Here is a 12,533-nt window from a genome sequence, read left to right as displayed (position 1 = left end):
TAAGGTGGGCGCATGACAGAGATACCGGGCGCGACGGCTGGCGACCTGCAGGGCAAGCCGATCTCGGCCTCGCGGACCACCCTCAGCCACATCATGACGGCCAACGACACCAACCTCCTCGGCACGGTGCACGGCGGTGTGATCATGAAGCTGGTGGACGACGCGGCCGGAGCCGTCGCCGGGCGCCACTCGGGCGGGCCCGCCGTCACCGCGTCCATGGACGAGATGGCCTTCCTCGCCCCGGTCCGCGTCGGCGACCTGGTCCACGTGAAGGCCCAGTGCAACTGGACCGGCCGCTCCTCCATGGAGATCGGGGTACGGGTCCTGGCCGAGCGGTGGAACGAATCGACCCCCGCCACCCAGGTCGGCAGCGCCTACCTCGTCTTCACCGCCGTGGACGCCGAGGGCAAGCCCCGCACCGTCCCGCCGGTGCTCCCCGAGACCGACCAGGACCGGCGCCGCAACCAGGAGGCCCAGATCCGCCGCACGCACCGGCTCGCCCGCCGCCGGGCGATCACGGCGCTGCGCGAGGAGCGCGCGGCCCAGGGCTTCGACGACATGTAGCGGGACGGTCGCGAGCTGAGCCGTGCCTCACTCCCACCTACGTGCGTCCTGTCCGAAGACCGGGCGCACGTAGACTGATGAGCTGACGTACGGCTCGGCTCTCCGGGCGAAGACGTGGTCCTAGCGAACCGGCTCCTGCTACGGAGAAACATCTCTATGTCGACGGTCATAACGCCTTCCCCGGCGCCGGATGCCGCTGTGGCGCAGGTTCAGCCGACATCCCCCTCACGGGAGAGGCGCCCGCGACTGCGCGCCCTTGACGGCCTTCGCCTGGTGGCCGCGCTCATGGTGGTCGCCTTCCACTGGACCGGCGTCAACCGCTTCCCCGAGGTCTGGGACGGCACCCCGCGCAAGCTGATGCCGGAGCTGCACCGCTTCACCGCGTACGGTTTCCTCGGCGTCGAGCTGTTCTTCCTGATCAGCGGCTTCGTCATTTGCATGTCCTGCTGGGGCAAGACGCCCCGCCAGTACTTCACCTCGCGCGTCGTGAGACTCTTCCCGGCCTATTGGGTCGCCATCATCTTGACGACCCTCGTGGTGAACTACGCGACGACGGCCCGTCACCGCGACCACCTCAGCAAGTCGGATGTGCTGTCCAATCTCACGATGCTTCAGGCACCCCTGGGCGTGGCCGAGGTGGACCCCGTGTACTGGACCCTGTGGGTCGAACTGCGCTTCTACCTGATGTTCGCCGTCGTCGTGGCGCTCGGGGTCACCTACCGCAGGGTGCTGGCCTTCTGCGGGATCTGGATGATCCTCTCGGTGATCGCATCCCGCACGGACAGCGAGCTGCTGAAGCTCTTCGTCATGCCGGAGTACGCCCCGTACTTCATCGCCGGTGTGGCCATGTTCCTGATCTACCGGTTCGGCGTGAACTGGCTGCTGCTCGGCGTGGTCGGGTTCTCCTGGCTGGTCGCCCAGCACCAGTTGCTCGGTACGAAGAGCAGTTACGAGTACGGCGTCATGCATTCGCTGAACTGGACCGTGATGGCGGGCTTCTCCCTCGTCGCGTTCTGCGTGGTGCTCGCGGTGGCGATGGGCGCCTTCGACCGGATCCAGTGGAAGTGGCTGACCGTCGCCGGCGCGCTCACGTACCCCGTGTACCTGCTGCACCAGGAGATCGGGTTCGCCTTGATCGGCTGGGCCCGTGAGCACGGCATCGGCGTCCGGGTGGCCCTGGCCGGGGCTCTGGCTCTCGTTCTCATGCTGTCGTGGATCGTGCACCGGTACGCCGAGAAGCCGCTGTCGGCCCTCGTGAAGCGGATGCTGGACGCTCCGGGCCTCTCCCTGACCAAGTCCGACCCTCCGGTGCGCGCTCGCGGCGCCGCCCCGGAGCGCCACACGATGAACCCGGAAGGCCCCACCCGATGACCAACGGCACCGCCGTGACCTTGTCCCCGGCAGGGCACCCCGACCGCGAGTCGGCATCCGGCAGAGGCCGGGCCTCGAAGCCCCGGCTTGCCGGGCGGCGGGACTGGCTCTGGGCAGCCCTGCTGACGTTCGTCGTCGCCTGCATAGGCAGCGGCGCCGCCCAGCCCTGGCGCGACGAGCTCGCCAGCTGGAACGCCGCCCAACGTGACACCGGCGACCTCGTCGACATGCTCGGCCACGTCGACGCCGTCTCCGGCGCCTACTACCTGCTCCTGCACGGCTGGGTCTCCGTCTTCGGCGATTCCCCGGCCATGCTCCGGATGCCCTCCGCGCTGGCCATGGCCGGCGCGGCGGCCTTCGTGGTGCTCACCGCCCGCACGCTCTTCGACCGCCGGGCCGCGGTCTTCGCCGGGGTGCTCTTCGCCCTGGTGCCCGCCGTCTCCAAGTACGGCCAGGAGGCACGCTCCTACGCCTTCGTCGTGCTCGCCGTGGCCGCCGCCACCTGGCTGCTGATGCGCGCGCTGGAGCGGCCGGGCGTGGCGCGCTGGCTGCCGTACTCCGCGGCCGTCGCCACCGCCGGGCTCTTCCACGTCGTCTCGCTGCTCGTCCTGCTGCCGCACGGCCTGATCGTGCTCGGGCGCTGGTGGGGCGCGCGGTCCTGGCGGCTCCTCGTCCACTATGCCGTGGCCGTCGTCGTCGGCCTGCTGCCGGTGATCCCGCTGGTGCTGCTCGGCCAGCGCCAGGTGGGCCGGCAGATCAGCTGGCTCAAGGCCCCGCACCTGCGTGACCTCGCCGGGCTGTGGAGCAACCTGAGCGCCTCGCCGCTGGTCTCCTTCGCCCTGCTCGCCGCGGCCCTGCTGCCCCTGGCCTGGACCCGTGGCCGTCGCCCGGCGGCGGAGCTCGCCCTGGTGGCCGCGCTACCGATCGCCGTCGCCTGGGTGATCTCGCACGGCTCGACCTCGTACTTCCTCGACCGCTACCTGCTCTTCACGCTGCCCGCCTGGGTGGTCCTGGCCGCCGCCGGCCTGGGCGCGCTGCGGCCGCGGCTCCTCGGAGTGACCGGCCTGGTGGTGCTGGTGGCGCTCGGGATCACCGACCAGCGCCACCTGCGCACCACGCACGCCAAGGACGGCACGGACGGCCGCCGCGTCGCGGCCGTCATCGCCAAGGACTACAAGCCCGGTGACGGCTTCGCCCCGGTCCGCGGCGCCGACCGGGTCTTCATGATCGACTTCACGGTCGAGTTCTACCTGCCCGAGAACGTGAAGCTGAAGGACGTCTTCGCCGAGCGGTCGGCGCTGGCGAGCGACGACCTCTTCCCGGTGGAGTGCCACCAGCCCGCGCAGTGCCTGGACGGCGTCCAGCGGGTGTGGGTGGTCACCTGGAGCGGGACCCCGAACCCGTACCACAAGCTCCCCGCGGACCAGGAGAAGGCGCTGAAGGACCACTACAAGGTGGTCAAGAGCACCAGGACCGGCAACCTCCAGGTCACCCTGGTCGAACGCGCCCGCTGACGCCCGCTCAGGCGCCGCAGACCACCTGGTCGCCCGTGACCACCCCGAACTGGCCCTGGTACGGGTCCTCCGGGCGGACCGGCACCACCTTCCGGTAGTCCGCTCCGGCGATCACCAGGACCGTCCGGCCCTGGCCCGCCACCGCCCGCAGCTCACTGCCGGGCAGCGCGGTCGAGACCGTACGGGCCGAGCGGTCCCAGCGCGGGTCGTACGTGATCACCGTGCGCTTGACGTCGCGGCTCGCGCCGCCCACCGGGGCCCGGGTGGTGTCGAAGCCGGTGGCGCGCAGTGCCGTGTCCACCCGCCCGCCCAGCCCGTCGATCCGGGTCCCGTTCTCCACCTGTACCCGGATCTGCTGCGGCGGCACGTCCACCGGCACCGGCTGCTGCTGCTGCGGCGGCCGGCGCCCGGGCTTCCCTTGGCCCTGGCCCTGGCCCTGGCCCTGGGCCTGGGCCTGGGGCTTTGCCTGCCCCGGCACCGGCCCCGGTGCGGCGGGGGCCAGCGGCCGGTCCTGGCGCAGCGCCTCGAAGAGCTTCGCGGCCTTCGGCTCGTCCCATTTCACCGTCGACCCGATGCCCTTGACGAGGTACGAGGGGTTCCCGATCGGCACCGAGGCGAACTCCGAGGAGGCCGGGGTGAAATCGCGCAGGGCCTGGCCCAGGGCCAGCATCTGCTCCGATCCGAAGCCCCGGTCGGCCCGGACCGAGCCCAGCAGCGTGGAGCTGACCTCCTTGAACTTCACCGGGTTCAGCAGTACTCCGCCGCCGGTCGCCTGCTTGACCAGGGCGGCGACGAACCGCTGCTGGCGCTGCATGCGGCCGAGGTCGGCCGCCCCGTCCACGTGGCGCGAGCGCACGTACTGCAGGGCCTGTCCGCCGCTGAGCCGGTGGGTGCCGGGCAGCAGGTCCAGGCCGGTGTTCTTGTCGTGCAGGGCCTTGGCGGTGCAGATCTCCACGCCGCCCATCGCGTCGACGGTCTTCATGAAGCTGGTGAAGTCGACCTCCAGGTAATGGTCGATCTTCACCCGGGTCATGTTCTCGACGGTCCGCACGGTCAGCTGCGGGCCGCCCTCCGCGTACGCCGCGTTGAGCTTCACGGCGTGCGGCCCGTGCTGCTTCCCGCTGGACTCGTCCCGGTGCGCGGGCAGCTCGGCGTAGCTGTCGCGCGGCAGGCTGACGACACTGGCCCGCTGCCGGTTCGCGGAGAGGTGCACCAGCATCACGGTGTCGGTGCAGTGGCAGGGGGCGCCGCCGAGGCGGTACTCGCGCCTGTCCTGCGGGGTGATCTTGTCCCGGCCGTCGGTGCCGACCAGGAGGAAGTTCAGGCCGTGCCCGGCCTGCGGCCGGTTCTTCATGTCCTTGAACGGGTCCACCCGCTCGATCCCGGTGTCCAGGCCTGTCATCACCGCGTGCCCGATCGCCCCGGAGCCCAGGACCGCCACGGCCAGCCCGGCCGCCAGCCGTACCCCCCACCGCGGCCGGTCCCCCCGGCGCCGGGCCGGACCACCGCCGCGCCGCGCGCGCTGCGGCTGCGGGGGCTGGGCGGGTCGGGTGGGGCGGTGTGGCTGGGGCACGGGGGACACCTCCGCGGGGGCAGCAGGGGCCGACAGGAACGAACCAGACACAGCGGGCAGATCGTCAGAACAGTAGGCCCATACGATCAGCCGCTGTCCCTACCGATCAGGCGGCGCGCACCCGTTTCCCCCGTACGCGGTAACGTGACACCGATACCCGACCTTGAAGGACCACATGCCCGCCCAGCAGCCCGCAGTCTCGGTGATCATGCCGGTGCTCAACGAGGAGCGCCATCTGCGTGACTCCGTCCGCCACATCCTCGGACAGGAGTACGCCGGTGAGATGGAGGTGGTGATCGCGCTGGGGCCGTCCACGGACCGCACCGACGAGATCGCCGCCGAGCTCGTACGCGAGGACCCCCGCGTCGTCACCGTTCCGAACCCCTCCGGCCGTACCCCGGCCGCCCTCAACGCCGCCATCAAGGCCTCGCGTCATCCCGTCGTGGTGCGCGTCGACGGCCACGGCATGCTCTCGCCGAACTACATCGCCACCGCGGTCCGCCTCCTGGAGGAGACCGGTGCGCAGAACGTCGGCGGCATCATGCACGCCGAGGGCGAGAACGCCTGGGAGGACGCCGTCGCCGCCGCGATGACCTCGAAGATCGGCGTCGGCAACGCGGCCTTCCACACCGGGGGCGAGGCCGGCCCGGCCGACACCGTCTACCTGGGTGTCTTCCGCCGCGAGGCGCTGGAGCTGGCCGACGGATACAACGAGGAGTTCATCCGCGCCCAGGACTGGGAGCTGAACTTCCGCATCCGCGAGGCCGGCGGGCTCATCTGGTTCTCGCCCGAGCTGAAGGTCCAGTACCGCCCGCGGCCGTCCGTACGGGCGCTCGCGAAGCAGTACAAGGACTACGGCCGCTGGCGGCACGTGGTGGCCCGCTACCACGCGGGCTCGATCAACCTGCGCTACCTGGCCCCGCCGACCGCCCTGTGCGTGATCGTGGCCGGCGTGCTGGCCGGTGCGGTCGTCAGCCCGTGGGGCTTCGTGGTCCCGGCGGGCTACCTCGCCGCGATCACCGTCGGCTCGGTCCCGGCCGGCAAGGGCCTGTCCCTGAAGGCGCGGGCGCAGATCCCGGTGGCCATGGCCACCATGCACATGTCCTGGGGCTTCGGCTTCCTGACCAGCCCGCGCTCGCTCGCGGCCAAGGTCATCGCGAGCCGCCGCCCGGCGGTGCGCCGCGACCTCGCCAACGAGGTCTGAGCAGGCCGCGTACGCAGAGGTGAAGGGGCCCGGGGCGCTGTCGGCCGACAGCACCCCGGGCCCCTTCGCGTGCGGGCGCTACCAGGTGAAGCCCGGCTGGATCGCCATGCACTCCTTGTCGTCGTCGCCGTTGAACGGGCGGGCCGAGTCCGGCGCCTTGGTCGGGGCCGGCGGCGGCGGGGTCGGCGCGTTGCCGGTCCGCCAGTCCTTGCCGACGAACAGGACGATCCCGGTGACGTCGTCGGACTTCTCGACGGAGCTCGCGGGCAGGCCCAGCGCGGTGGCCACGGCCGCCGCGTCACCCGCCTGGTCCGGGCTCGAGAAGCGGATCACGGTGGTGTCCTCGGCCGCGGTCTGCGTGGCGGCGAGGGCCTTGGTGAAGCCCTTGCCGACCAGGATGGCGGCGACGTCGTCGGCCCGGCCCTTGACCCGGGTCTGGGCGCCGTCCTTGCCGCCGGTCGCGTTGCGCACCGTGACCGGGATCTTCGCCGGCGGCGCCGCCGGGTCGGCGGCCGGCTGGGACGGGGCCGCGGGGGAGCCGGAGGCCGCGGGGGAGCCGGAGGCGGCCGGCGCCGACGGGTCTGCGGCCGGGTTCCCGGACCCCTTGCCGTCGAGTGCGATGTCCTCGCGGACCATCCGGAACAGGCCCTCGGCCTCGACCGGCTTGGGCTCGACCCGGCCCTCCTCGCGGGTGCTGTACACCCACGGCATGGTGGTCATGGTGATCCGCCCGGTGGGGACCTTCTTGAGCTCCATGCTGAGGTCGTACAGCTTGTCGATCTTGTTGAGGCCGGGGTCCACGACCATGGCCTTGATGGCCGCCTGCGCCAGGCTGTTGAGCTTCACCGGGTTGCTGAGCTTGGCGTTCTTGCGGAACTCGCGGGCCATCGAGTTCATGTACATGTGCTGGGCGTGGGTGCGCCCGAGGTCGGTGCCGTCCTCGAAGCCGTAGCGGGTGCGCAGCCACTGCAGGGCCTGCTCGCCCTGGATGGTGTTCGTCCCGGCGGGGAGCTTCAGGCCGGAGCCCTTGCCGTCCTTGGTGCGCGACTCCACGTTCTGCTGGACGCAGACCGGGACGCCGCCGATGGCATCCGCCATCGTCACCACGCCCTTGAAGTCGATCATCATGAAGTGGTCGATCGGGATGTGCGTGAGCTCCTGCCAGGCGGCGACCGTGCAGCCCGGCCCGCCCCGGCTGAGGGATTCGTTGGTCTGGACGAGGCCCCTGCTGGCCTGGTGGACCTTGCCGCCCGGCTCGGTGCACTTCGGCATCATCAGCATCGTGTCGCGCGGCATCGACACGACCGACATGTTGCTGCGGTCCGCCGACAGGTGCAGCAGCATCTGCACATCGGCGAGGGGCGGGCCGTCGAAGGTGTCCCTGGCCCCGCCGAGGGCCTGGTTGGCGGCGTCGTCACGGGCGTCGGAGCCGATGAGGAGGATGTTCAGCGGGGTCTGCCCGAAGGCGTTGGGCTTGGAGCCGCCCAGCTTGGTCTCGCCGAGGTTCAGTGCGTCCGTCTTGATGCTGCCGTTGAGGTGGCGGTAGTAGAGGTAGCCGCCCGCCGCCGTCGCGAGTATGAGGAACGACAGTACGGAGGACACCCAGCGCAGCACGCGCCGGCGGCCCCGCCGCTTCGGGCCGCCGCTGCCGGCTCCGGCGCCGGATATGCCACCGTCGGGCTGGGCGGGCGCCCCCTCCCCTCGCACGCTTCTGTGCCTCACACGTCCCCCTCAAGATTCACTTCGTGTCGTGGTGTGCCGGTCCACCGGCACAGGCCGGCCCCCGGCCGGACAGCCGGTCCGGGCTGTCCGGCCCTCTTCCCCTGCTCGGCCCGCCTGGCCTGCCCGGCCGGCTGGCCTGCTGGCCCGTTCGCCTACTTGGCGCAGACCGCCTTGTCGGCCTCCACCCGCTGGATGTCCTCCGGGGCCTTCTGAGGCGCCGTCAGCGAGACCCCCGCCCCCTTGAAGTCCGCGCCGAGCGTCAGCTTCATCGGGGTCTTGGGCGCGGCGTCCGCCGAGCCCATCTTCAGTGCCGTGGCCGGCAGGCCCATCATGTCGGCCAGCGCCCGGGCCTGGTCGGCCTGGTTGGGCGCGTACTCCAGCTGCGTCGCGTCGAGCTTGGCGGGCGCGTTGCCGCGGTTGCTGGACTTGTTCACGCCCTTGCTGTTCTGCAGCCAGGTCACGGTGGTCGAGGCCGCGCCGCCGGGACCGCCGCCGTTGTAGACGTCCACCCGTACGTCGCCGGTGGGCGCGCGGTTGCCCTGGAGCAGGGCGTCCGCCTTGCTCTTGGCCTCCGCGTCGGCCGCGTCCTTCGCCGCCTGCTCCTTCTGCTCGACCTCCGTCAGCGAGACGTCCCCCTGGATCATCTTCAGCAGCGGATCGGCCGACCCGTGCTCGATGACGACGGTCGCCTTCTGGCCCTCGGGCTCGGCCGGGTTGTCGAGCACCGGGAGCGTGGTGAAGGTGATGTTCTTCAGGTCCATGTCCTTCAACTCGCCGGCGAGGTCGGTGAGTTTGTCGATGGAGCCTATGCCCGAGTCCACGTTCAGCGACTTGGTGGCCGCCTCCGCGAGGGAGAAGAACTTCTTCGGACTGGTCAGCGTCTCCTTCGACTTCATCTCGCGCATCATCGAGCCCAGGAACTGCTGCTGGGTCTTGATCCGGTCGAGGTCGCCGTGGTTGCCGAACGAGTGCCGGGTCCGTACGAAGGCCAGGGCCTGCTCGCCCTGGAGCCGGTGCTCGCCGGCATCCAGCTTCAGCTTGGAGTCCTTGTCGTCCACGGGCTTCGCGAGGCAGACCGGGACGCCGCCGACCGCCGTGCTCAGCACCTTCACCGCGTTGAAGTCGACCATCATGAAGTGGTCGACGGTGACCCCGGTGATCTCCTTCACCGTGCGCATGGTGCAGCCCGGGTCGCGGCCCTCCTGGCCGAGGCTGATGTTGAACCGCGTCCCCTTCGCGCCGGGGATGGTCTTCGTCGAACCGTCGGGCTGCTTCGTCGGGCAGGCCGGGATGTTCGTGATCAGGTCGCGCGGGATGGACAGGGCGGTGGCGTTGCTGCGGTCCTTGGAGACGTGGAAGAGGATCGTGGTGTCGGCGTGGCCGACGCTCTCCGCGTCCCCGTAGCCCTCGTTGCCCGCGCCGCTGCGCTTGTCGGTGCCGATGACCAGGATGTTGATGGGCTGGTCCTTCTTGAACCCGCCCGTGCCCGCGTCGCCGACGTCGGTGACCTTGAGGTTGTTGTTCAGGTGGTCGTAGTAGAGGTACGCGCCCACCGAAACGCCGACCAGCAGGAAGGCCAGGGTGCCACCGGTGACGACCAGGGCCTTCTTGCGCCGGCCGCCGCCTCCGCCGCCCTTGCGCGGACGTCCGCCGCGCCGCCCGGGCGGACCCTCGCCGCGCCGCGGCCCGGGCACCGCCGGGGACGGGGCCTTGGGGGCTGCCGGCGCTCCGGGGCGGGCCGAGGACGATCTGCGGGGCGCTGCGACCGAGGGCTGCTGCTGCGCAGCGGAGCGGTCCAGTTGCAGTTCGTAGTTGCCTGTGCGGGGATTGAGCACCCACTGGTCTGCGGGGTCGATTTCGTCGGCCCGCCCACGGCTTTGCGCATCCACGGTTGCTCGAATCCTCCGTCGGTGCCTCGCGACGCGCCTCCCCCAAGACGCCCGGTCAACGATCCGGCTGCTGGTGCACGGCCTCTTTTCTGGCCGGGGCACCGGATCGCTCACCTTATCCGCCCAGGTCAACTGCAAACCATGGTGGTGACAAATTCCACTCCCCTTATAACGGGGCAAACCCCCCAACCCCTTCTGTAGGGGCACCGCCTTTTGGGATTGCTTTACCGGCAACCGGCCGTGCCCGCCGTGGTTCCCGTGAAGGTGGGGACGGGAGCCGGGGTGGAAGCGGTTCCCGACGGGGGTGCGGAGGCGTCGGAGTCGCCGGCGCGGGCGGTCTCCCGGGGCTGTTCGGTTTCGGCCGTCGGCGGGGCCACCGTCAGCGGCCGGTCCGTCCGCAGCTGCTCGAAGAGTTGGGCCGCGGCCGGCTGCACCAGCTCGTCCCGGTTCGGGTCGGCGGCGTACGGGCGGCGCGGCACCGTCAGGAACTTGACCTGCTCGACCGGTATGTCCCGTACGCCCCGAACCAGTTCGTACAGGTCGCGCAGCGAGGCCAGCCCCGGGTCCGTGGTCACCGAAGACGTCGCCGCGTCCAGCAGCGGGTAGAGCCGGCCCGGGTTCAGCAGGACCCCGTTGCTCTGCACCTTCTTGACCAGCGAGCCGAGGAACTGCTGCTGGCGCTCCATCCGTTCGGTGTCACTGCCGTCGCCCATGCTGTAGCGGGCGCGGACGAAGCCGAGGGCCTGCTCCCCGTGCAGGGTCTGCAGACCGGCCGGCAGCTTCAGCTTCGCCTCCGGGTCGTTCATCGGCTGCTTGAGGCAGATCTCCACCCCGCCGACCGCGTCGACCATCTTCTTGAACCCGCCGAAATCCACCACCATGTGGTGGTCGATCCGGATCCCGGTGAGTTTCTCCACCGTACGGATCGTGCAGGCGGCGCCGCCCCACTGGAACGCCCAGTTGAACTGCGCGAGCCGCTCGGCGGTCCGGCTCCCGCCCTCCGTCAGGCAGGCGGGGATCTGCGTCATCAGGTCCCGGGGTATCGAGACCGCCGTCGCGTTCCTGCGGTCCGCGGACAGGTGCAGCAGGATCGCGGTGTCCGAGCGCTCGGTGCCCCGGTCCTGCCCGTACCGGGCGTTCTCCTCGCCGGAGCGCGAGTCCGAGCCGATCAGCAGGATGTTCTGCGTGCCGCCCACGAGGTGCGTGGGGCGCTCCCGCTCGTAGCGCTCGAGCTCGGCCGCCGCGGACGTGTCCTCGGTGATGTTCCCGTCGAGCTTGCGGTAGAGCCACCAGCCGGTGGCCGCCCCGGCCAGGACCAGCAGGGTCAGCCCGAGCCCGATCCAGCGCAGCAGACGGCGCCGGCGGCCGCGCGGAGGCTTCGAGGAGCCTCCGCCGGCCGTGGTGCCGCCCGGTATGCCTGCGCTGTCCGTCACTCGCGTTCCGTCCCCTCGCCGCACCGGCTGCGTCGGTGACTCGTGCGGGCCGTACGGGTGGATGCACGGCCTCTGCCGATCGTGCCCCCGGCCCGTCGGGGCGGCCCGGGGGCAGGCCCCTGTCTAGGGCCGTGCGGGTGACAGATCGCCCGGTCCTGGGGTTGGGCGGAGTGGGTGACGGAGCCGCCCCGCGACGAGACCCCGTCAGGCGGCGGTGTGGGTGACGCGCTCGCTCTCGATCCGCTGCGCCAGGCCGTCCGCCGGCAGCCGGTCCAGGTTCCGGCACAGCACCACGGACCCGCCCGCCGCCAGGGCGGCGAACAGCCCCGCCGACAAGCCCTCCCAGCTGTCGTAGCCGAGCCCGGACAGCAGCCGCGAACCCGCGCCGAGGCCGAGCTTCGCCGCGTCCTCGCGGGCGCGGTCGACGAGCCGTGCGTACGAGAGCTCCTCGCCGCCGACCACCAGCCCCGGGCCGTCCGCGTCCACGGGGACGAACGGGGCGAACCGGTCGCCCTGCCCCGGCACCTCCACCGCGTAGTCCGCGAATCCGGCGGGCGGCTGCGGGAACCGCCCGCCCAGGGGCCGCAGCGCGAGCGCGACCCGTTCGCCGGAGCAGGCCGCGGCCTCCTCCAGGGTGTCGGGTCCGCTCACCACCAGATCGGCGTCGGCCGGATCCCCGCCCACCTCGGCGACGACGCCGACCGAGGCGCAGGCGAGCAGCCACACGGCGCTCTGCCAGTGCGCGGGGAGCAGCAGCGCGAGCCGGTCACCGGGCTCGGCGCCCAGATCGCCCTGGAGCAGATTGGCGGTCTTGGCCACCCAATTGGCGAAGGTGGCGACGGACAATTCGACGCGCTCGCCCGTGGCGTCGTCGTAGAAGGTGACGAGAGGGCGGCCCGGATCGGCGGCGAGCGCGGATCGCAGCAGGTCGGCAGGGGTGCGGTCAGTGGCGTTCACCCGCCCCAGCCTACGCGCGGGCCCTCGCCCGTACGGCGGGCAGCGGCTCCTCCGTACGGGCGAGGGACACGCGCACCGGATCGGACGGGCCGTCAGTTCTCCGATGGCGCTTCGTGGTGACTGTGCTCAGCATCGCTTTCATGCGTGGATTCCTTGCTTCCTCGATCGGTGTCGCGACGGCCGCCGCCCTGGCCCTGCCGCTCGCGCTCTCCACTCCGGCCCTGGGGGGGGGGGGGGGGGGGGGGGGGGGGGCGGGGGCGCGAGCAGAGTGGAACAAGGGGCGGTGGTTTCCCCCATAGCGAGGAG

9 protein-coding genes are annotated in these 12,533 nt (G+C 71.5%); 4 read left to right on the top strand and 5 right to left on the bottom strand.

Annotated features, from left to right (window positions below):
• Nucleotides 1-12 precede the first annotated feature (12 nt).
• From ACZ49B_RS34745 to ACZ49B_RS34735, 3 genes are all read left to right on the top strand, one after another.
• Nucleotides 13-564: an acyl-CoA thioesterase gene (locus ACZ49B_RS34745; protein ID WP_468314046.1), complete on the top strand. Its 552-nt coding sequence runs from the start codon at nt 13-15 to the stop codon at nt 562-564.
• 156 nt (nt 565-720) lie between these two features.
• Nucleotides 721-1,935: an acyltransferase family protein gene (locus ACZ49B_RS34740; RefSeq protein ID WP_468314043.1), complete on the top strand. Its 1,215-nt coding sequence runs from the start codon at nt 721-723 to the stop codon at nt 1,933-1,935.
• Nucleotides 1,932-3,449, top strand: coding sequence for a glycosyltransferase family 39 protein (locus ACZ49B_RS34735; protein ID WP_468314040.1), 1,518 nt, complete (start codon nt 1,932-1,934; stop codon nt 3,447-3,449). The genes ACZ49B_RS34740 and ACZ49B_RS34735 overlap by 4 nt, the downstream gene beginning before the upstream one ends.
• A 7-nt stretch (nt 3,450-3,456) precedes the next feature.
• Here the strand turns inward: ACZ49B_RS34735 and ACZ49B_RS34730 are convergent, their stop codons facing one another.
• Nucleotides 3,457-5,022 carry an LCP family protein gene (locus ACZ49B_RS34730; RefSeq protein ID WP_468314037.1) on the bottom strand — a complete coding sequence of 522 codons (1,566 nt, stop codon included), beginning with the start codon at nt 5,020-5,022 and terminating at the stop codon, nt 3,457-3,459.
• Nucleotides 5,023-5,197: 175 nt separating this feature from the next.
• Here ACZ49B_RS34730 and ACZ49B_RS34725 point away from each other — a divergent pair, with 175 nt between their 5' ends.
• On the top strand, nt 5,198-6,226 hold the full coding sequence (locus ACZ49B_RS34725; RefSeq protein ID WP_468314034.1) for a glycosyltransferase family 2 protein: 1,029 nt from the start codon (nt 5,198-5,200) through the stop codon (nt 6,224-6,226).
• A 78-nt stretch (nt 6,227-6,304) separates the two neighbouring features.
• Here ACZ49B_RS34725 and ACZ49B_RS34720 read toward each other — a convergent pair whose 3' ends face one another.
• The 4 genes from ACZ49B_RS34720 to ACZ49B_RS34705 all read right to left on the bottom strand — a co-directional run bounded on the left by ACZ49B_RS34720 (nt 6,305) and on the right by ACZ49B_RS34705 (nt 12,227).
• Nucleotides 6,305-7,933, bottom strand: a complete 1,629-nt coding sequence (locus tag ACZ49B_RS34720; RefSeq protein WP_468314032.1) for an LCP family protein — start codon at nt 7,931-7,933, stop codon at nt 6,305-6,307.
• Nucleotides 7,934-8,100: 167 nt separating this feature from the next.
• On the bottom strand, nt 8,101-9,837 hold the full coding sequence (locus ACZ49B_RS34715) for an LCP family protein (protein ID WP_468314029.1): 1,737 nt from the start codon (nt 9,835-9,837) through the stop codon (nt 8,101-8,103).
• 224 nt (nt 9,838-10,061) lie between these two features.
• The gene (locus ACZ49B_RS34710) at nt 10,062-11,270 is read right to left on the bottom strand and encodes an LCP family protein (protein WP_468314027.1); all 1,209 of its coding nucleotides are present in this window, start codon (nt 11,268-11,270) and stop codon (nt 10,062-10,064) included.
• A gap of 204 nt (nt 11,271-11,474) precedes the next feature.
• Nucleotides 11,475-12,227 (bottom strand): TIGR03089 family protein, encoded by a 753-nt coding sequence (locus tag ACZ49B_RS34705; RefSeq protein WP_468314025.1) that lies wholly within the window; start codon nt 12,225-12,227, stop codon nt 11,475-11,477.
• Between the last annotated feature and the right edge of the window lie 306 nt (nt 12,228-12,533).

Source organism: Streptomyces sp. NPDC031132, assembly GCF_055570595.1.
Note: the sequence above shows the minus strand (reverse complement) of the source record. Positions and strands in the feature narration are given on the sequence as shown.